Origin of the sequence: Vibrio sp. Y58_MX_L22, from assembly GCF_024181865.1 — a bacterium.
GTDB lineage: Bacteria > Pseudomonadota > Gammaproteobacteria > Enterobacterales > Vibrionaceae > Vibrio > Vibrio alginolyticus.
In genome coordinates this window covers 414785-434538 of the sequence record NZ_JAMZAN010000003.1, presented here as the reverse complement: position 1 = coordinate 434538, position 19754 = coordinate 414785, and the positions used below count along the sequence as shown (strand labels likewise).

Sequence of the window (19754 nt, the reverse complement as noted above, 5' to 3'; positions counted from 1 at the left end):
AAGCGCCCTCAAAATGAGGGCGCTTTTTTATTTGTATGATTGATTTGAATCGTAGGGAATTAACCTTGTTGTGCACTGCCTTGGCAGACTTGCTTCTGCACTGCTGGTGGCGCGGGCTCGTAATGGCTTAAGGTCATACTAAAGCTGCCTTCGCCACCGGTGATGGAGCGTAATCGACGAGCGTAATCTTGCAGCTCGTTTACTGGTGACTTGGCTCTGAGTAAGGTGAAGCTGCTGTCGATTGGCTCGGTGCCTTCGATCAAGCCTCGGTTTCCAGATAAATCACCAGAAACATCGCCAACGTTCGCGGTTGGGATGTGCAGTTCCATCTGGACAATGGGTTCTAGCACAATAGGATCGGCGTTGTTAATCGCATCTAAAAAGGCTTTCTTACCTGCGATGACAAATGCAATTTCTTTCGAATCGACGGAGTGATATTTACCGTCATAAACGGTGACTTCCACATCCTTAATTGGGTTGCCAGAAATCGCGCCTTCCTCTAACGCTTGCAAAATACCTTTTTCAACAGCAGGAATGAGCGCGGTTGGAATGGCGCCACCCACCACTTTGTTGATGAACTTAAATCCGGCGCCACGCTCGAGTGGACGAACCTTCAATTGCACTTCACCAAACTGGCCTGCACCGCCACTTTGTTTTTTGTGTCGATAATGCCCTTCGGCAGGTTTGGTGATGGTTTCAAAGTACTCGACGCTTGGTTGGCAGGTTTCGACGTCCAGTTTGTACACGTTCGCCATCTTTTCTAATGCGACTTTGAGGTGAAACTCCCCTTGTCCGCTGATGATGGTTTCGTTGGTGCGAGCGCGATGTTCGATGCGCAGCGAAGGATCTTCACTGGCGATTTTATTCAGCACATCTCCTAATTTTTGCTCATCTCCACGCTTAAGAGGCTTCAAGCACAAAGAATACATGGAGTCAGGAAGGTCCAACGTTTTGAGTTGAACTCCATCTTCTTCGTGAGAGTCATGAACGATTGAATCGAATTCGAGATCATCCACTTTGGCTAAAACGCAGAAGTCGCCTGCAAGCGCGCGAGGGATCTCGGTTCTATCTTTGCCCTGCAGTTGATATAAGTGCCCAACTTTAAATGCCTTGTTGCTTTCGCCAATATAAAGCTGGCTGCCCGCATTGATTTCACCCTGATACACACGTAAGTAGGCAAGTTTTCCCATATATGGGTCGACGCTGACTTTGTACACGTGTGCGACGGTGTGCTCTAAGGTTTCGCAATTTACTTTGATTTTTTTGCCGTTCTTTTCCAGTAGAGGAGGGTTACCCTCGTTTGGCATGGGCATGATCTCCGCCAAGGTGCGCAGCAGCAACTCGACGCCCGCGCCGGTTTGTGCTGAGACAAAACAGACCGGAATCACATGTCCAGTTCTCAGTGCTTCTTCAAACGGATCATGCAGTTGCTCTGCGGTGAGTTCGGAGCCTTGTTCCAGATACAGTTCCATCAGTTCTTCATCGACTTCGATGACTTGGTCAATTAAGGTCTCATGAGCTTCATCTACCGTTGCGAGTAAGGTTTCTCGTCCCAATTCTGGTTCGAAATAGCAGTCAACTACAGATTCCCCGTCAGCCGAAGGTAAGTTGATCGGCAAGCAGTGGTCACCAAAATGCTCAACGATGTTCTCCATCAATCTTTCTAACTGATTACCGTGGTTATCGAGCTTATTGATAATGATCATCTGACATTTTTGCTGCTCTTTAGCAAAGGTGAATAAGCGATCGGAAGTTTGGTTAAGTGGGGTTTGAGGGTCGATGACAAGGGCAGATGTTTCAACGGCAGGAAAAACGCTGATAGTACGGCCAAGTAACTCGTTTTGTCCCGGAGTGTCGATGATATTGAGCCGGTGTTTATTCCAGCGCAGTGCGACTGGCGTTGCTTCAATACTGTGTTGATATTGGATGGATTGAGGGTCGAAGTCGGTAACGGTATCGCCTTTTTCTACGCTGCCTAAATGGTGCGTGGCATCGCAGGTGAAGAGCAGTTTTTCTATCAGCGTGGTTTTACCGGTCCCGGTTTGGCCGACAAAAGCGATATTGCGTATTTTGTTGATAGGCATAGAGCCTCCTTGCAAGATGGCGTGAAAAACCTACGAATTGCTAGGAAGTGGGTTGTTATAGAAACCCACGCACTGCATTGGAGTAGGGCGGGATTACCGCCTATTCGTTTTCCACGTCATTTTCCGGATGACTCGATGCATAAGACCACCTTCTTGGACTACTGGAATCTTAGCATGCCTCAATAACCATATAATTTATGTGACTTATTTCATGATGGAGCTGATTGTTTTTTAATCGAGATCATAAACTCAGAGGTTCTGACTTTTGGAGCAAAACCTCTGGATTGTTTAGGCTATTTGGAAAGAACGATTTCGCCGTCGCGATAAACCAAGCTTGGCGTTACATCTTGTCCGAGCAGCACCGGGCCATCAAGATCGACAACGCTCGCCTGAGCTGCAATAGGTAACGCGGCTCGCATCGCCAGCGACGTCCCCAACATACAACCGGACATGAGGCTAAAACCGAGTTTTTGGGCGTCGTCGGCTAATAATAGTGCTTCAGTGAGCCCGCCAGTTTTATCTAGCTTAATATTCACCATCTCGTATTTTCCAAGCAGTTGATGCAATTGCTCTCTGGTGTGACAACTTTCATCGGCGCAAAGTGGAATGGGGTGCGGAATGCTGGCGAGTACGTCATCACGGTCTTGTAGCAACGGTTGCTCGATCATGGTGATATTAAATGGTTCGAGTTGAGCAAATACTGTCGCGAGGTCGAGGCTTTGCCATGCTTCATTCGCATCTAAAACAATTTGCGCGTGCGGTGCGGCATCGCGTACTGCTGCAACGCGCTCAATCACGTTTTCACCATCCAGTTTTACCTTAAGCAGTTTTGCGCCTTGGCTAAGGTAAGCTTGCGCCTGTTTTGCCATCGCTTGCGGCGTGTCGATAGAAACCGTCATCGCCGTCACAATCGCCTCTGGTAACGTAAAGAGGTCGTGAACCTGTTGCTTGTGGCTCAAAAGCGCGTGAAGATGCCAAAGGGCGCAATCCAATGCATTTCTTGCCGCCCCTGCGGGCAATAACGATTGAAGCTGGCTTTTGAGAACCATGACATCAGCTTCGCCTTTGGCATACAAACTTTGCAGTTCATGTGCGGCGTGAGAAATCGCCTTAATCACCGATTCAACCGATTCACCATAACGAGGGTATGGCGTGCATTCACCTTGGGCGGTCATGCCTCGATGTTCAATTGTCACTCGGACTACGTGGCACTCTGTCCGACTGCCGCGAGAGATGCGAAATGGTGTCGCCATGGCAATCGTGACAGGTTCTACATGAATTTTCATCTCACTAGTTTTCCCTAAACCGCAGTTATTTTCTAAACAGTAAATGTTTCTTAAATCGTAAGGAGCCTATCTGCAACCGCATCAACGCCAAAACGTACAGGGTCGGTGACGGGCACTTGGTATTTGTCGCTCCAACCCTGGCATAACTGGGCTGCATCTTCTTCGCTGAGCGCCGAAGTGTTTAAGCAAATACCCACTAATTGAGCGTTTGGATTTGTTAGGCGAGCAGCGGCCAGATTCGCTTCTATCGTTTGTTCAATAGTTGGCAAGCTCGCATGTGGTAAGTTGCGGATGTGCGGGCGACCAATCTCATGGCACAGTATCAGAGCGTCAGCTTGTGCGCCGTGAAGTAAGCCCAAACTTACGCCAGCAAATGAAGGGTTAAACAATGAACCTTGCCCTTCGATGATGTCCCAATCGTGATCGGTGAACTCAGGGCTGATCGCTTCTACTGCGCCGGAGATAAAATCGGCAACTACAGCATCAATCGAAATGCCACTGCCTGCGATGAGAATTCCGGTTTGACCCGTTGCTTTGAACTCTGCACGACAGTTTTTACGCTTCAATGCATGCTCAATGGCAAGGGCAGAGTACATTTTGCCAACGGAGCAATCTGTCCCTACAGTAAGTACTCGCTTGCCTGCGCGAGCTTTGCCATTGCCGACCTTGAGCGGGGCATCATAATGGCGAACATCATACAGTTTGGTTAATCCGCGTTGTTCTAGATCGGCAAGGGGAGCAAATTCCGCCAAACGTTGGTGCATGCCCGATGCAATTTCAAATCCCATCTCTGCCGCTTCAAGTAAGGTTGCTTGCCAAGCTTCGGGAATGACGCCTCCTGGATTTGCAGTGCCAAGCACCAGCGTTTTTGCTCCTTGCTGCTGCGCTTGTTGTAGTGTCATGTCGGTTAAACCAAGCGATACGGTTTCTGGCGTCAGGCGGATTTGGCCAAGACAAATCTCAGGTCGCCATTGATATATGCCACGCGCGGTTTTTGCTGCGAGTGGATCGGTTACATCGCCAAGAAAAAGTAGGTAAGGTTGAGCAATTTGCATGATGGTTCCCTTCGTCATCGTTATTGCTCATTAATGTAGCCAGACTGATTTAGGAAACCGAATGCTTATTTGTTAGGCAGGTATAACTTCAGGTTATACCTTTAAACCATCTGTTGTTTTAGGGCGGTGATAAATTGCTTTGTCGCAATGGATTGAGGTGTGTGCTCTGCGAATAAAATAGAGACAGAGAAGGACATATTTGGCTCCAAAGCATGCACGGAAACGGCATTATCTTGGCGATATTGTTTTGCAGTCCAAGGGTCTACAATCGCGAATCCTGCTTCGTTTTTCACCAGTTCAGCCGCCGCGGAGTAGCTGCGGACGGTAATGGCATGTTGATAATGCTCGTCACGCGCTGATAAGGTTTGATGTAACAGCAAGCCCAGAGGGTCTCGGCTATCTAAACCGATAATGGGTAAATCGTGACTGATGAGTTCTTCTAAAATGACGGTTTTTTCTGCGGGTATCGCTGCGCTTTTAGGAGCGATCAGTGCTAAGTTTTCTTTCAATAACACGTGCCCCATGATCGCTGGTGGTGTTTCTTCACCGAACGCAATGGCGACATCCAGTTCATGTTTCAGTAATCCTGAGCACAGCTCATCGCGATTGGCCGTTAAGAGCTCAAAGGAGATGCTGTGCTCTTTCGACAACAACGCGACAGTCGGCGCTAACAAGTGTGCGGCCAAAACAGGCGGAGCACCAACTCGTAAATGTTGAGTTCCCTGTTTGACTTTGTTGGTCAGAGAGCGAAATTGTCCGAGTTGTTGATAGACTTTTTCAGCCTCTGGCAATAAGGCTTTGGCTTCTTGAGTGGGAACGAGGCGACCTTTTACACGCTCAAATAAAGCGAAGCTCAGTTGTTGTTCTGTATGGGCGAGAACTCGAGTGACATTAGGTTGGGAAACGTGCAGTAAGCGAGCCGCGCCTGACACCGTTCCTGCTTGCATAATGGCGTAAAAGACTTCTAATTGCCTTAAGTTCACTGAGATTTCCCTCTGCTCATGTTGGTCACCTCAGAATACCCAACCTTGCTGATAAGCGATAGAGGTAAAAGTGCTGGCGTAAAAAATAGGAAGACGATGTTGGTTGCCTTCCTATCTCGCTTTTTCAATTTTTCAACTTCTCAATTTCTATGCTTCACTTTGCTGCTGCATGAAGGGGCAGGTCGTTAAACGGCTCGACGTCTCGGCTGAGTAATCCCATTAAAATCACTGCTAACACCATGACAGCAGCTGCGATTGCAAAACCGTATTGTGTTAGTTCGTAATGACTCAATATTGCAATCAGGACGTAACTGAGAGATTGAATGGTGGTGGCAAACATGCTGATGCCGCCATCGACGCGACCTCGTTGATGAACCGCTACGGTGTGATGCATCCAGTTGACTCTCGCAATGCGATTTAGCGCGTTAAATACGCCAAACAGCGCCGTAAACAACAAGATGATCTGCGGGCTCATCGTAAAACTCATCCCGATAAGCGCAAAAGAGACCATAACCATCGAAGCGAACATAATGTGGCTATGGGAGGCACGGTTTAGCACTTTGGTGACAATAAAGCCGGTTAGCAACGAGCCGAGGCCAAAACTGATGTTGAACCCTGCAAACCAATCGCCAGAGATGCCTTGTTCAGAAAACCAAATCGGCACCAGTTTGCTCAAATACGTCAATGCAGGATAAGAGAGGCAAGAGAGCAGAATAAAGCCATAAAATCGGGGTTCGAGACGGAATATTTGTTTGCTCTCTTTGAGTTGCGCGATGAAAGCAACGGATTTTGATGCCCTTAATTGTTGAGTATAAGGCGTCAGAATATAGAACATCGCTGCTAACGCAGAGGCGCTGGCCGCAAACAAAGCAAACTCTTTCATGCCCCACATTTCAATCAAAACAATACCCAACGCGCCAGCTCCGAGGGTTGTGGATTGCATTACAATTTCTTGCTGACCCGAAATTTTCGCATACTCATGGTGCTGATAATTTTCTTGGGTGAAGGCGTTGTTGGTCGTCCATGCAAAATTACTCGAAACCCAATACACCAATTGCGCAAAAGCCAGCAACCAGTGTGACTCAAACCCTAACCAATAAGCAATGAACACCACCAAAGCCATACCCGATTGAATCCATTGATTGAGCACGAGTAGTACTTTGCGTGAATGTCGGTCAATTAAAGTGGAAAAGAAAGGCGTTGCTAGAAAAGAAATCGCGGTGCAGCTCAGAGAAACTAAAGCGACGAAAGTGCCCATGTTAGGTTCGGAAAGCATGACCCATGGCAGCGCCATCATGAATAAGCCAGAGGAAATGCTGTCGAAGAAGCGGCCAGCTAAGTACGGCTGAGTTTTATTTTTCATTATGTTTGCCTCTAACTCCCGATGGATTTCAAAAGGTTGATGTCCAACTGTCTTGTGTTTAACAACCAAGTCGTTCGCGCTGAACACATTATCTTGAGATCGCCGGGGTTTAGCGTTAATTAAGATGGTGCAACTTTAAAACCTCAAGTAAACTTGAGGTAAAGCATTTTTTTAACAAAATTGATACACAGGGAGTCAAGGATGGAAATCAGCGTAGGAGAAGTGGCAAAACGTTCTGGAGTGAAAGTATCTGCCCTACATTTTTACGAGCAAAAAGGACTGATTTCGAGCTGGAGAAATCAAGGTAATCAGCGTCGCTACCATCGCAGTGTGTTGCGCCGTGTTGCGGTGATCAAAGCAGCGCAGCAAGTTGGGTTGTCGTTAGAAGAAATTAAACATGCGTTAGATGAACTGCCGAAACACCAAGCCCCTAACAAAGCGCAATGGGAAGAAATGGCAAGCCATTGGCATGAACAGTTAGAACAAAAGATTCAAAAACTTAAAGCGTTGCAAAACGATTTAGGCGGATGCATTGGCTGCGGGTGCTTGTCGTTAGAAACCTGCGCACTGCGAAACCCAGAAGATGTATTAGGGAAAGACCACTCGGGGTCGAACTTAACGTTAGAAGAAGAGTAGCGATTATCTCTATTCTTTGTCGAAACTGTCGACTACGATCGCGCCCATCGAAGCAGGCATTGTGATGACGATAACGCGTTTTATCGCAACCAAAGGCTCATTCATGAGTGGCAGTTTATCAAGACAGAAAAGAACTAACGCTACCACAACGGCCGCAATGAGGTACGCAATAACCACACGAAAAATAAAGATGGATACGCGATTCTTGATGTGGCTTTGAAACACGCTTTGATACGCGAAAAAACTGAGGAAAATGACAGAAAGACTTAACAGCATGAGCAAGTTTGCCATTGGTAGGCTCTCACCCAATCGCCACGCTTCCTCCGAAAATGAGATCGGGACTGCTAGGGCAAAAGCGCCAACCAATACTTGGCTAGCGTCTTCTAGATTAAAGTGGCTGCTCATGCTGTTTATTCCATTATTCGCTTGCTAGATGTAAGAGCTTTTCAAAACGCTCATTACCGTGCAGCAATTCGAGGTCTCGTTCTTCGGCAAGTAAATCACGAATGGATGGGCTGTATTCAATTGCGCGTTCCAAGTCTTCAATAGCTTGCTCTTCGATACCAAGGCGAGAGTATGCACACGCGCGTTGATACAGTGCAGGGCCGTTGGTGTAATCGACTTCAAGTACGCGGTTACAAATGCTAAGTGCCCAATGGTATTCGTTGATTTCCATCGCTGCGTCGGCTTTGTAAGTCAACGCTTCTAAATCACCTGGACGAATTAATAAGATTTCATCATAGATTTCAATACGTTGTTCTGGAGTTTGAGAGCTTTGTGCACGTAGCCATAAGTTATGGATCTCGTTGATTTTCTCAATCTCTTTGTTGTTTTCGCTGATAATGCGAGTTTTGCGTTTTAAATCTCGCTCAAGGGCGACAAACTTTTTCTCGTATTCTTGGGCGATCTTCTCCAATCGTTTATCAGCCATCTCTTTGGTGTTGTGTTTAAACTCGCGCAGAGATTGCCATCCGACAAAGGCAATCAGCGATGCGACACCAGCAATGATGTAGAAGAAGTATGTAACGGTCACGTTGGCATAGTTCAACGATTTATCTGCGACCGTTAGCTCGCGATCGGTGATCTCTGTGATCATTCGCTTTTCTAGGCTTTGATAGTCCTGACGCAGCGCTTTTAGTTCATCTAAAATGTAGCGTTCCATTAATGGTCTATCTAACAGATCCGATTCTGAATACTTTTCCTCCGATGCCATTGTTGGCAAGGCAAGTATCAGCGAGAAAAAAATACCAATAAATAAGCGCATATAACGTCCTTTCACGAGAAGAGTACAGATAGACCATGCAACAATAGCAAATAGCACAAACGTTTAGCAAAGTTATTACAAAAGAAATAACAGTCGTCTTCGTAGAAGTCATATTCTTGTTGTTTTTCAGTTTGTTCCTGGTGGTTATTTGTTGTGATATCTTTTATCCTCCTTGCGAATTTATGATTAATGGAGTGAGCATGGACGCGCGAGCTAAGGATTACTTAGAACAATTCCTAGAATTATTATCACCAGAACAAAGGGAAGCTGTACCATCAGTCAGTGCTGACTATTATTGTGCCGATGAATACAACGCGAATGTATGCGCAGATTTGGTTCGTATTGGACAGAAAACTGCATCGTGCAGTTTGGAGCTTTGGTATCGAGAGCATGGTGAAATCATGCCCCAAGTCGGTCATTTACAAGTAGTGACGAATTGGGATGGGGACCCGGTTTGCGTGATACGAATTACTGACGTAAGTACATGCAAATATGAGGATGTAACCGCAGAGTTTGCCTTCGCAGAAGGCGAAGGTGATAGAACCTTAAACTGGTGGCGTGATGCTCATACTGCATTTTTTAAAGCTGAATGCGATGAGTTGAATATCGATTGGCATGAGAAACGTACGCTGGTTTTAGAGCGTTTTGAAGTGGTGTATCCCGTCAATTAATCTCTGATAGCAGCACTGATTTGAAGTGCTGCTTTCTTTACTGAGAGACCATTTTTAGCGCTTTCGAGCGGTCACACTAAACATGTGCCAATGTTTTTGGCTTCCTACTACAGTGGTCCCGTCTTCATCTCTTTCATGCAATGAAATGAGGTCGTAACCTTCGAATAAGCTTTCCACTTCCTTTTTTGTTAATGCGGTAATGTTTGGGTGCATTTCGGAGGTAACCCAGGAGTCTTTCACTCCCAAGAAATCGCCGCAGAAGATACCGCCCGGTTGTAATGCGCTGTCTATTTTTGTCCAGACTTGTTTGAAGCCTGTATCAGGGCAAAAGAACAAACTGGCATTTGCGATAACCAAGCTGCACTGAGGGTAATGAAATTCAGTAAAACAGCACTGCGAAACCGAAAATCGTTTATTACCTTCAAAGCGTGTTAAACAAGTTTTTACTGCATCTTCATTGCTATCACATGCGTGAACCTTAAATCCCTGTTCGAGTAGAAAGTGGCTGTCTCGACCTATTCCGCAGCCAATATCAAGAGCGACTTTGCCTTCTATCTTAAGTCGGTTTACGGCATTTTCCACGTTTGGGCGGTGAGGTTGGCTTAAAATTTTCTGATAGTATTCATTCCATTGCGCTGGCATTGAACTTCCTTATGTTGGTTGTGTCCCCTGCCCAAAACTAGCGTCCATTTTGTTTTGCTTGACTGGGGAGGTTTGCAGTATTGGCAGCTGTTATAGCTGATCTTCAATCGGTAATATTCCGGAGAACCAAGCGCCCATTTTTCGCCATACTCCTGCTTCTGGTTCGGACTCGTATTCTTCGCCTGTTTTTACGTCGGTCCAGACAATGTCCCCGTCGCGCAGAGTTAAGGCATAGGCGTTACTCGACAGTTGACTCGGCAGTTGTTCTAGAAACATTTGCACATATTCTGGCTGTTCGATAACAACGGCCATTTCGGTATTCAAAGCGGCCGAACGTGGGTCCCAGTTCATTGAACCAACGAAAAGTGTTTTGTTATCAATCGTCATTGCTTTAGCGTGTAAACTTGCTCTGCTACTCCCCGTGAGGCTCCACTTACTTTTGAGTTTCGCGCTCGCTTTTACTTCCCAAAGCTTGATTCCAGCTTCGAGTAGATCTTTTCGATATTTTGCGTACCAACCATGCACGGCAAACACATCGTTAGACGCGAGGCTATTGGTCACAATCGTGATATCAACGCCTCGCTTGGCCGCGTTACTTAATGCTTGAGTACCTGCTTCAGTTGGAACGAAATAGGGAGAAATGAGCACAAATGAATCCTCAACACTTTTAACCAGCTCCGTTAAATTATCAATAAGTTGGCTCTCTCGGGTCGCGACTTTATCGGGCAGATCAAACCATACTTTCGCTTCTCCCCAGTAGAGCTTGAGTTTGCCTTGTTTTAGATCTTGGTACATATCCAGTTGAGTGAAGTCATAGCGGCCGGTTGAAAACTTTTCCTCTAACCGGAGTTTATTGACCTGCTTTTGAATCGCTTGGTCGGTAATTTGCTGTGAATTCGGTGTAATCCATTCCATTGGTATCGAATAGGCGCTATTCCAGTAGAGGTCGAACTGATCGGCAGTTTGTTGTACCGCCTCACCATAGAGCAGAAGATCAAAATCACCAAACTCAACTTGCGATTCAAAAGAGAAGTATTCATTGCCGATATTTCTACCTCCGACAATGGCGGAAACACTGTCTGCAATCAGAGACTTATTGTGCATACGACGATTAAGACGTTCAAAATCGCTAGCAAGAGCGAACCAACGGGAGTCGCGATACTGATGCGGGTTAAATAAGCGGATTTCTATATTAGGATGTGCATTGAGGGCAGCCATCACATCGTCGTTTCGCTTTTGCATATCGTCAAGCAACAGCCTTACTCGAACACCACGCTTTGCCGCTTCATACAAGCGCCACGTTATTAGCTGACTCGTTTCGTCACCGCGGTAAATATAGTATTGAAGATCAAGGCTTTTCTGGGCGGACTCGATCAAAGAGGTTCGAGCAAGAAGGGCATCGTGTCCCTGATTTAACGGTGCAAAGCCAGTTATGGACTTGGGGTCTCTCCCGTAAGCTTCAAAGTACTGCGCAAGAACAGAATCCTTTTGATAACCGAGCTGAAAGCTGGTGGACTTTTCACTGGCGTCATTCAACGATACGGATGAGCATGCCGATAAAATAGTGAGCAGCGAGGGGAAGAGCAACTTGGCGAGCGTTTGTAACAAAGCACATTTCCTTGTCTTACAGAGTGTTACCTACTCCAAATTATAGACTTAAGCTGACGCCACATGCACCCAGAACTGTTTGATAACAAGCGATTAATCAATGAATTGCCATAGAACCTGCACTAAGTTCAACTTTTAGAGCGCAGATAATCATTTATTTTAATTATCATTATGGCCGTATTGGTCATAATCACTAATATCTGGTGATTATGACCAATAGCACACTGGACAAAATAATGATTTTTATATAACCATATGATTTTTAATAAATAAATGCTTGGCATGTCATTTGCTGTTTAGAATAAAAGTTAAGTCAGAGCAACTTGCGCAGTTGGTTAATTTTTTGTTAATTTCATTAACTTTGAATTGGCAATAACTATCTAGTTTGCTGCTTAAAAGACTAGGCAAGCGCCGCTTTGATGTTTATTCAAATTCAATTCTCTCACCACCATGCTTACCGGGAGCAATGGACTGAATAAAAGTGTGGTGTTGAAAACAACAATAAAAAAGGATTTTCGATGTTAGCAAAACCCATATTACGTTGGCTTTTACCCTTCGTCGTCGTTGGAGGCTCTTATGCAGGATATGCTGCAATTGCCGCAACTGCGCCGGAAAAAGAGTCAACCAAAGATGCAATTACAGAACCAACTGTTCAGGCTTCTTCTCTTTTTCCTACCGATCACAAAGTGGTGATTACCAGTCACGGTGAATTAGTCCCTTTTGAAAAAACACACCTTTCCGCGCAAGTTAGTGGTGAAGTGATAAGTTGGCACCCGAATTTTGTGACGGGTGGCATCGTGAAACGAGGAGAGGTTCTTTTCACAATTGAAAGTGACAACTATGAAGCGTCGGTTTTACAAGCTGAAGCCGATTTAGCTAGTGCACGCGCAAACTTGATTGAGGAACAAGCGAAAGCCGAAGTGGCAAAACGTCAGGCAAAGAGACTGAGCGATAAGCAAGTGACGGATCTGTATTTACGCAAGCCTCACGTTTTGAGCGCACAAGCGCAAGTGAAGTCGGCTCAAGCGGCACTCAAACGAGCAAAAAGAGAGTTAGAAAATTGCAAAGTCGTTGCACCTTACGATGCGCTGGTTGTTGAGCGTGATATTGGTGTTGGTCAATTTGTTACATCTGGTTCTCGAGTTGCCACGTTAAACAACATCGAAGTGGCAGAGGTGCACGTACCCATTGCCGGTTTTGATAGTGCATTTTTACCCGAATCCATTGGTGAACTCACTGCGACAGTGACGCAGCAAGGTGTGTTTTCTACCACTAGAGAAGGTCGAGTAGTTCGTGATTTAGGCATGATTGATAGCGCTACCCGAATGATTAACATGGTCATTCAAATCGCGGACCCATACGGTGTCGATAACCAGCAGCCTCCAATTAAATTCGGCTCCTACGTTGAAGTGAGCTTCACTGGTAAGGAACTTAAGCACATCTACCGCTTGCCACAGGAATTAGTTAAAAACCGTACCGTGTGGGTGGTGAATGGCGATAATCAACTTCAACCCAGAACTGTCACGGTTTTGAGAGCAGAAGGTGAGTTTTTGCTGGTGGGCGAAGGCTTAGAGCAAAGTGATAAGTTGGTACTGACCTTACCAGAGTACCCTCAAAAAGGCATGGCGGTACAAATCGCAAAAAAGAGTGACGACTCCGAAACCGTCGTACAGTAAGTAGGAGTATGTCATGGAAGATACTAAACAAAAGGGCTTAATTGCCTATTTTGCGAATAACCCCGTCGCTGCCAACCTTTTGATGGTGTTCATCATTATCATGGGTGTGGTGAGTTTTCTCTTTATTCAAAGGCAGATGTTTCCGAATATTGAGGTGAACTACATTGATGTTCGTGCGACTTATCCTGGCGCTTCTCCTCAAGAGATAGAAGAGAGTATTCTCGTTAAGGTCGAGGAATCGATTAAAGACGTCACCGGGATTAAAAAAGCAGTCTCAACGGCCTCTAGAGGTAGCGCGTATGTTTCCATCGAGGTAGACGTTAATGCCGATATCAAGCGTGTCTTAGATGATGTAAACCAACGTATTGATACCTTGTCTAATTTACCAGCGGGTATGGAACCAATCAATGTTTACCAAGTTGAATGGCGCCAAGATGTAATTGAAATGGGGTTAGTTGGGGACCGACCGCTCGAGGAGCTTAAACCGCTTGCTAAGCAAATCGAAGATGAATTACTTCAGTTAGAAAACGTCATGCTGGTGTATCTGAGTGCGCCAGAAGAAGAAATAGCGATTGAAGTTGACCCACTTGTTCTTCGTAAATACGACCTGACGTTGAGCGATATCAGCAGCGCGATCAGCCGTTATTCAGCCAACTTTTCTGCGGGCGAAGTAAAAACAAATTCAGGGATGATTGCAGTAAGGATTGAAAACCAATACTACCGTGGTGATGAGTTTAGAAATATTCCTGTAAAGCTTGGCGCAAATGGAGCAAAGGTTCTGTTGCAAGATATTGCCACAATAAAAGATGGCTTTACGGAAGAAGAGCGCTATTTTGAATACTCAGGGCAAAATGCGATCTACATGTCTGTTGAAGCAACTCGTGATCAGAACATTATCCCTGTTGCACAGTCCGTTCGTAATTATATTGAAGCAAAAAACAAGACCTTGCCGCAGGATGTTAAGCTCAAAGTCTTAGTTGATACGACTTATTATTTAAATGGGCGTCTCGACATGATGTTGAAAAACTTGCTACAAGGCGCTGCATTAGTCGCGATTATGCTGACCATTTTCCTACGTTTCCGCTTGGCTATGTGGGTAATGATCGGCTTACCAGTGTGTTTCCTTGGTGCGGTGATGATGATGCCAGCTTTGGGTATTACAGTGAACATCGTCTCGCTGTTCGCTTTCATTATGGTGCTCGGTATTGTAGTTGATGACGCCATCGTGATGGGAGAGAGCGCTTACAGCGAAATTGAAGAAAAGGGCGGCGGTGTCGAGAACGTGGTTCGTGGTGTGAAACGTGTTGCCACACCAGCCACTTTCGGTGTGTTAACCACAATTGCTGTGTTTGCCCCTTTCTTGTTGTCTAGCGGTATTGATAGCGCTTTCTTTTACGGCATTGCTGGTGTCGTGATTCTGTGTTTGATCTTCAGTTTGATTGAATCAAAGTTGATCCTACCAGCGCACTTGGCGCATACCCATTTTAAACCAGTCAAACCAGGTGGCTGGCGTGACCGATTTAACCAACGTTTTTTTGGTTTTGTAAATGGTCCATATCGTAACTTTGTAACAACATGCACCCATTGGCGCTGGACAGTGTTTGCGGTGTTCTGTGGTTTACTGCTGATCAGCGCGGCTTTGATCAACGCGAATTATGTTCGGGTGATCCCTAACCCTAAAGTGCCGACTGACTATCCTGCGATCACTATTGAAATGAATGATACCGTTTCAAGTGAGCAGACAATCAGTGCACTCAAGACTATTGAACGTGTCATGCAAAAGATCGAATCTGAGACCATTGCAGAACATGGTCAAGGAATGATTCGTGATGTGCTGTCGTACAACAGAAGCCGCACCGAAGGTCGTGTATTAGTACCTCTGGTTGATGAAGAGTTACGCCCGTTCAATACATTTGAACTGGCTCGACGTTGGCGTGAAGCTATGCCTGTTATTCCCGGTATGAAGAGCATCAAAATCCGTGAGCAGAGTGCGGGTGGTGGTGACAGAGATGAGTTTGGCTACTTGTTGTTTGGCTCTAACATCAATGAGCTCAACGAGGCTGGGCGTTACTTGATAGAGCGTTTACAGCAGGAAGAAGGGTTATATGATATTTCATCTTCTATTGATTCTGGAAGCAAAGAAGTACTCCTGTCTCTTGCGCCTGTAGCGTACGATCTCGGCCTGGATCTCACCATGATCGCAGAGCAAGTTGGTGGCAGCTTTTATGGTGGCGAAGCACAGCGCATTATTCGTGATGGTGAAGAAATTAAAGTTATGGTGCGTTACCCGCAACTGACGCGTGAAGCATTCTCATCATTGCGTTACGCTGTGATTACCACACCAGCAGGTAAGAAGGTCATGTTGGGTGATGTGGTGAAGATCAATGAGCAGCCGGGCGTGAGTAGCATTCGACGTGAAGGCGGGTATCAAACCGTTTATGTTTATGGTTCCATAGACGAAGAATTGGTTGAGCCTCAAGAAATCGTTAAGGTCATTGACGACAATATCTTACCGGACATGAAGCAAGCCTTCCCAACTGTGAAAACAGAATTGGGCGGTGATATTGAAGAGCAGGCTGCGCAGCGTAATGAACAGATTTTGTTCTTTATTGCAGGCATGATCATCGTCTACATCTTGTTAGCTGTACCGTTAAAAAGTTATACCCAACCTTTGATTGTAATGTCCGTCATTCCGTTTAGTCTGACGGGGGCGATTTGGGGCCATTTCTGGCTAGGTTTAGACATAAGTATGATGTCGACATTTGGTTTGATCGCCGCTGCTGGCGTGGTTATCAACGACTCTCTGGTTATGACAGATTACGTAAACCAAGTGAGAGAAAAGGGTATGAACATCAAACAAGCGGTTGTTGAGGCGGGTTGTGCTCGTTTTCGAGCTATCACGCTCACCTCAATAACGACGTTTGCGGGTGTATTGCCGATAATGTTTGAAACGAGTTTGCAGGCGCGTTTTGTCATACCGATGGCTGTCGCTTTGGGCTTTGCGGTGTTGTACGCAACGGTTCTGACTTTAGTGTTGGTGCCTTGTTTGTATTTAATGCTTGAAGATATTAAAAATATTTTCAGATCGATTAAGAGGTTTATCCATCGTTTGATTAATCGTTTCAGAAAGTCGCCAGTGACGTCGAGCGTTGAAGCAAGCGTATCGAGTTAACAAGCTTGATGTTAACGATTAGGAGCAGCCTTCGGGCTGCTTTTTTGTTTCCGCATTTTGATTCAAAGCGATTTTTTAGTGGGCAGTTACGTAATTATCTGATGAGAAAACTGCCTGACAAAGCATTTTCAATGTGTATGTTTCTAATGTTTTAAATTCGTATGGTTAATTTGACACTTGGTTAGCGAAATTTACCAGACGAAGATAACGTTGAATATGAGGGTTTATTTAAGTAGTTGAAAAATAACAAAATAAAAGTTGGCATCGTATGTGCAATATATAAATTGTAATTAAAATTAACTGCTAATCCTCAAGGAGCTTATTATGAAAAGCGTATTTCTATCTACTCTAAGTCTTATTGCTGTAATGTCATCACCAATCGCTGCTGCTAACACTTTAGACAAAGAGGAGTGGAGCTCAGATTTACGTCAGGACTTTTCTGAGATGAAACATGAAGCTATAGCAGATATTCAGCAAATGAACATGGATGCCATTCACGCACGTGATGAGCGTATCGTGAAAAACATTAAAGATGAGCAAGAACAGTTAGTAAAGGTAACGTGCCACAAAGAGAAAGCAAGCAAGTCATAAACGCCGCTAAAAGAGACTAACAGACGAAAATGAATCCAATACGAGTTCGGTGTTAGTTAGCAGTAAGCACTGACCTTGTTGCTCAACTTGCCAGCCTTTTAAGGCTGGCTTTTTTGTTTCTCATTTCATGGGTGGAGATCAGATCCTCAAGCTTATTATCAATAGTTGGCGTGTTTGATGAGCTATTGCTGGATGGAGCGGATGTAACTTTTAAAAGTGTAGATTTCAGTAAAGTGGAGGTGATGTTAGATATTTAAAATTTAGAAAAGATCCGATCTCCTTTTTGACCTTCATAATACCTTAGTATGTGGCTTACCTTTACTTGAATTAGAACTCATATTGCAGGCGTTCGTTTAAAGGTATTGATGCATATTTGAAGAGTAAGAGATAGACATATGAGTTTTATTAAAATGTGTAAAGATGGTTTTAGAGGAAAGCCGGATTTCTCTGACTTATTACATAATGCGTTCCAGATAGATGACTTAGTGCTGTCATTTGAGTGTCCGAACAACATATATGAAGGACATGTATACCAGGACCTTTTTAATTTAGAACAGTTCGATGTTGAATCAAAAGTAGAGAGGCATGAAAGGTTTATAAAATTAGCTACGGTATATTTTTTGTTTCAGAAGAAAATATTAAACCCTTTATTTCCTATTAACAAACAAGGTGGATTATATATTAGTCTACGGGTTAAATCTACTGGAGAAGATATTGATAATATTAGTCAATTGTCCTCATTTTTAGAGAGAGAATATTATGATTTTTATCATGCCCCGGAGCAAAGTGAAGACTCTATGAGGGGGTATCATACAGACTTGATGAAAGAATTGACTAAGCGTGCTAATAAACAATGGGGAGAAATTCCAGAAAGTGAAGACCGAAAAAGAGAAAAAGAAGAATATTTAATTAGAGGTTTCTTAAGTGGTTATCCACCAATAAACCAATAAAGTGTGAGCTAGTTGAAGTTGGAAAAAACAAATACTCAAAATACTCAGAAGGTAATATTAAGTATAAGAGTGAATTACGAAGAGTATACAATTTACCCATAAAAAATGAATTCTACCTGAGCATCGAGTTTTGGTATAAGTACGAATCGATGTTTGCTAAGCAAAAGTTTTTAGATTGGGTGAGAAGTGCTGATGAAACCTTTGAAAAAAAAGTATTGGAATTACTGGACTTGTCTCCGCTCATCGACTCGTATATAGCCAAAGCGGTAAAGGGATTGAACGAAAAAACTAAGGCAGAGTAACACAGCGTCAAGAAAAGCTAGCAAAGTATGTAGCCATGAGAGAAAAATCAATCAAATTGGATGTCTATTTACCTTTGTACGCCATGGCGCATATAAAGCCAATGGATTTAGTAGAGAGCTTATCACAAATATCAATACATATTTAAATAACAAGAGATATAAATATGAATTTTATCAAAATCTTTAAAGATGGGTTTAGAGGGAAACCAGATTTTGCACACTTGTTACATAATGTATTCCAGATAGATGACTTAGTACTATCATTTGAATGTCCGAACAATATATATGAAGGTCATGTATACCAAGATTTTATTGAATTACAACGATTCAATATTGATTCAAAAGTAGAGCGGCATGAAAAGTTTATAAACTTGGCCACGATTTATTTCTCTTTTCAAAATAAAATAATAAATCCACTATTACCAATCAATAAACAAGGTAGCTTATATATTCGGTTAAGGATTAAATCTTCAGATAAATATATTACTAGTGTTAATCAACTATCTTCATTTATAGAGAAAGAGTACGTGGATTTTTATCATGCTGTAGAGTCACCTGACGGTTCTCAAAAAGGTGATCATACAGAGTTGATGAATGATGCCATTGCGTATGCAAATCATCGTTGGGGAATGGAGCCGATAAACGAAGAAAAAAAGAGAGCGAAAGAAGAGTTCCTTGTAGGAGAGTTTCTTCGTGGTTATCCTCCAATCAAATGCCAAGATATCAAGATTGGTGAAAATACATTTTCAAAATATGTAGAAGGAAATTTGGAGTATAAAAAAGACTATCGAAGAGTGTACAATTTGCCTATCAAAAATGAGTTTTACTTTAGTATTGAATTTTTATATGAAATCGAGCCTATGTTTGCTCAAAAAAAGTTTTTAGATTGGGTAAGACACGCGGATGAAATCTTTGAAAAAAATGTTTTAGAGTTGCTAGCACTGTCTCCGCTTATTGATTCGCATACTACCTCCAAATCCGAAAGGTTGGCAAAAAAAGTTGATCCAGAGCGTTCATACTTAACTTAAAGAAAAAAGCCCGCGAAGAATACCTTCACGGGCGAAAAAAGGGCACCAAATTGGGTGTCTATTCATTTTGGAGGTGGTCGAACGTCCATATAAAACTGACAATAGGCTTGGTGAGAGGCTTACCACCAGCGCGACCAACGAGGCTAAAGTTAACATTGTTGTAATGATTGTTAAAATGTTAATTCTTCAATCAATGTTTTCATTATTGTGAGTTTGGATGTGTAAACATGTTGTCCTATTGTTCTTTGTAATACTTAGTTGGTCAATTTGAATGAATATTGAGACATTACTATGCCTTTTTATCTATATAGATCTTATTATGTCACGCCCCTACATGTTGATTGCCTTTAGCAATGTAGCGTGAGTTGTGTTTTTGTTGCGAGTTTGTAAATTTCATTGATGTTCTTTAGTTTGAATTTTACACGATATTTGTGGTATTGAGA

General features: G+C 43.8%; 17 protein-coding genes. 8 read left to right on the top strand and 9 right to left on the bottom strand.

The window, feature by feature from the left end; translation table 11 throughout:
* Window positions 1-59 precede the first annotated feature (59 nt).
* From fusA to NL626_RS09635, 5 genes are all read right to left on the bottom strand, one after another.
* The gene (gene fusA, locus NL626_RS09655) at window positions 60-2084 is read right to left on the bottom strand and encodes an elongation factor G (RefSeq protein WP_015312903.1); all 2025 of its coding nucleotides are present in this window, start codon (window positions 2082-2084) and stop codon (window positions 60-62) included.
* Between the two features lie 293 nt (window positions 2085-2377).
* On the bottom strand, window positions 2378-3370 hold the full coding sequence (gene dgcA, locus NL626_RS09650; protein WP_238844266.1) for an N-acetyl-D-Glu racemase DgcA: 993 nt from the start codon (window positions 3368-3370) through the stop codon (window positions 2378-2380).
* Between the two features lie 50 nt (window positions 3371-3420).
* A complete protein-coding gene (dgcN, locus tag NL626_RS09645; RefSeq protein WP_238844276.1) occupies window positions 3421-4425 on the bottom strand; it encodes an N-acetyltransferase DgcN in 1005 nt (334 codons plus the stop codon).
* 101 nt (window positions 4426-4526) lie between these two features.
* Complete coding sequence (locus NL626_RS09640) at window positions 4527-5408, bottom strand: LysR family transcriptional regulator (RefSeq protein ID WP_005387199.1); 882 nt, start codon at window positions 5406-5408, stop codon at window positions 4527-4529.
* 154 nt (window positions 5409-5562) lie between these two features.
* Window positions 5563-6771 carry an MFS transporter gene (locus NL626_RS09635; RefSeq protein WP_253657276.1) on the bottom strand — a complete coding sequence of 403 codons (1209 nt, stop codon included), beginning with the start codon at window positions 6769-6771 and terminating at the stop codon, window positions 5563-5565.
* Window positions 6772-6972: 201 nt separating this feature from the next.
* Here NL626_RS09635 and soxR point away from each other — a divergent pair, with 201 nt between their 5' ends.
* Window positions 6973-7407: a redox-sensitive transcriptional activator SoxR gene (soxR, locus tag NL626_RS09630; protein ID WP_005373898.1), complete on the top strand. Its 435-nt coding sequence runs from the start codon at window positions 6973-6975 to the stop codon at window positions 7405-7407.
* Between the two features lie 9 nt (window positions 7408-7416).
* On the opposite strand, the gene NL626_RS09625 is transcribed toward soxR, so the two are convergent.
* A complete protein-coding gene (locus NL626_RS09625; protein WP_005373896.1) occupies window positions 7417-7812 on the bottom strand; it encodes a DUF2391 family protein in 396 nt (131 codons plus the stop codon).
* 13 nt (window positions 7813-7825) lie between these two features.
* Complete coding sequence (locus NL626_RS09620; protein ID WP_005373890.1) at window positions 7826-8671, bottom strand: tetratricopeptide repeat protein; 846 nt, start codon at window positions 8669-8671, stop codon at window positions 7826-7828.
* Between the two features lie 200 nt (window positions 8672-8871).
* On the opposite strand from NL626_RS09620, the gene NL626_RS09615 reads away from it, so the two are divergent.
* Window positions 8872-9342, top strand: coding sequence for an ASCH domain-containing protein (locus NL626_RS09615; protein ID WP_017635141.1), 471 nt, complete (start codon window positions 8872-8874; stop codon window positions 9340-9342).
* Between the two features lie 54 nt (window positions 9343-9396).
* On the opposite strand, the gene NL626_RS09610 is transcribed toward NL626_RS09615, so the two are convergent.
* A complete protein-coding gene (locus NL626_RS09610; protein ID WP_132936993.1) occupies window positions 9397-9984 on the bottom strand; it encodes a bifunctional 2-polyprenyl-6-hydroxyphenol methylase/3-demethylubiquinol 3-O-methyltransferase UbiG in 588 nt (195 codons plus the stop codon).
* Between the two features lie 90 nt (window positions 9985-10074).
* Window positions 10075-11592 (bottom strand): phospholipase D family protein, encoded by a 1518-nt coding sequence (locus NL626_RS09605; protein ID WP_253657275.1) that lies wholly within the window; start codon window positions 11590-11592, stop codon window positions 10075-10077.
* Window positions 11593-12110: 518 nt separating this feature from the next.
* Here NL626_RS09605 and NL626_RS09600 point away from each other — a divergent pair.
* The 6 genes from NL626_RS09600 to NL626_RS09580 all read left to right on the top strand — a co-directional run bounded on the left by NL626_RS09600 (window position 12111) and on the right by NL626_RS09580 (window position 19311).
* Window positions 12111-13268: an efflux RND transporter periplasmic adaptor subunit gene (locus NL626_RS09600; RefSeq protein ID WP_025767993.1), complete on the top strand. Its 1158-nt coding sequence runs from the start codon at window positions 12111-12113 to the stop codon at window positions 13266-13268.
* Between the two features lie 13 nt (window positions 13269-13281).
* Window positions 13282-16440, top strand: a complete 3159-nt coding sequence (locus tag NL626_RS09595; RefSeq protein ID WP_053304607.1) for an efflux RND transporter permease subunit — start codon at window positions 13282-13284, stop codon at window positions 16438-16440.
* A gap of 324 nt (window positions 16441-16764) precedes the next feature.
* Window positions 16765-17031, top strand: coding sequence for a hypothetical protein (locus NL626_RS09590; protein WP_005373876.1), 267 nt, complete (start codon window positions 16765-16767; stop codon window positions 17029-17031).
* A gap of 395 nt (window positions 17032-17426) precedes the next feature.
* A complete protein-coding gene (locus NL626_RS23000; protein WP_367618281.1) occupies window positions 17427-17981 on the top strand; it encodes a DNAase in 555 nt (184 codons plus the stop codon).
* 149 nt (window positions 17982-18130) lie between these two features.
* On the top strand, window positions 18131-18283 hold the full coding sequence (locus NL626_RS22995) for a hypothetical protein (RefSeq protein WP_367618280.1): 153 nt from the start codon (window positions 18131-18133) through the stop codon (window positions 18281-18283).
* 164 nt (window positions 18284-18447) lie between these two features.
* Window positions 18448-19311 carry a DNAase gene (locus tag NL626_RS09580; protein WP_253657274.1) on the top strand — a complete coding sequence of 288 codons (864 nt, stop codon included), beginning with the start codon at window positions 18448-18450 and terminating at the stop codon, window positions 19309-19311.
* Window positions 19312-19754 lie beyond the last annotated feature (443 nt).

What these genes read in the sequence shown, in the direction of transcription:
- NL626_RS09625 (WP_005373896.1), bottom strand. Translation starts at nt 7,812, where the DNA reads ATGAGCAGCCACTTTAATCTAGAAGACGCTAGCCAAGTATTGGTTGGC.
- dgcA (WP_238844266.1), bottom strand. Translation starts at nt 3,370, where the DNA reads ATGAAAATTCATGTAGAACCTGTCACGATTGCCATGGCGACACCATTT.
- NL626_RS09590 (WP_005373876.1), top strand. Translation starts at nt 16,765, where the DNA reads ATGAAAAGCGTATTTCTATCTACTCTAAGTCTTATTGCTGTAATGTCA.
- soxR (WP_005373898.1), top strand. Translation starts at nt 6,973, where the DNA reads ATGGAAATCAGCGTAGGAGAAGTGGCAAAACGTTCTGGAGTGAAAGTA.
- NL626_RS09635 (WP_253657276.1), bottom strand. Translation starts at nt 6,771, where the DNA reads ATGAAAAATAAAACTCAGCCGTACTTAGCTGGCCGCTTCTTCGACAGC.
- NL626_RS09595 (WP_053304607.1), top strand. Translation starts at nt 13,282, where the DNA reads ATGGAAGATACTAAACAAAAGGGCTTAATTGCCTATTTTGCGAATAAC.
- NL626_RS09620 (WP_005373890.1), bottom strand. Translation starts at nt 8,671, where the DNA reads ATGCGCTTATTTATTGGTATTTTTTTCTCGCTGATACTTGCCTTGCCA.
- dgcN (WP_238844276.1), bottom strand. Translation starts at nt 4,425, where the DNA reads ATGCAAATTGCTCAACCTTACCTACTTTTTCTTGGCGATGTAACCGAT.
- NL626_RS23000 (WP_367618281.1), top strand. Translation starts at nt 17,427, where the DNA reads ATGAGTTTTATTAAAATGTGTAAAGATGGTTTTAGAGGAAAGCCGGAT.
- fusA (WP_015312903.1), bottom strand. Translation starts at nt 2,084, where the DNA reads ATGCCTATCAACAAAATACGCAATATCGCTTTTGTCGGCCAAACCGGG.
- NL626_RS09580 (WP_253657274.1), top strand. Translation starts at nt 18,448, where the DNA reads ATGAATTTTATCAAAATCTTTAAAGATGGGTTTAGAGGGAAACCAGAT.
- NL626_RS09615 (WP_017635141.1), top strand. Translation starts at nt 8,872, where the DNA reads ATGGACGCGCGAGCTAAGGATTACTTAGAACAATTCCTAGAATTATTA.
- NL626_RS09600 (WP_025767993.1), top strand. Translation starts at nt 12,111, where the DNA reads ATGTTAGCAAAACCCATATTACGTTGGCTTTTACCCTTCGTCGTCGTT.
- NL626_RS09610 (WP_132936993.1), bottom strand. Translation starts at nt 9,984, where the DNA reads ATGCCAGCGCAATGGAATGAATACTATCAGAAAATTTTAAGCCAACCT.
- NL626_RS22995 (WP_367618280.1), top strand. Translation starts at nt 18,131, where the DNA reads ATGTTTGCTAAGCAAAAGTTTTTAGATTGGGTGAGAAGTGCTGATGAA.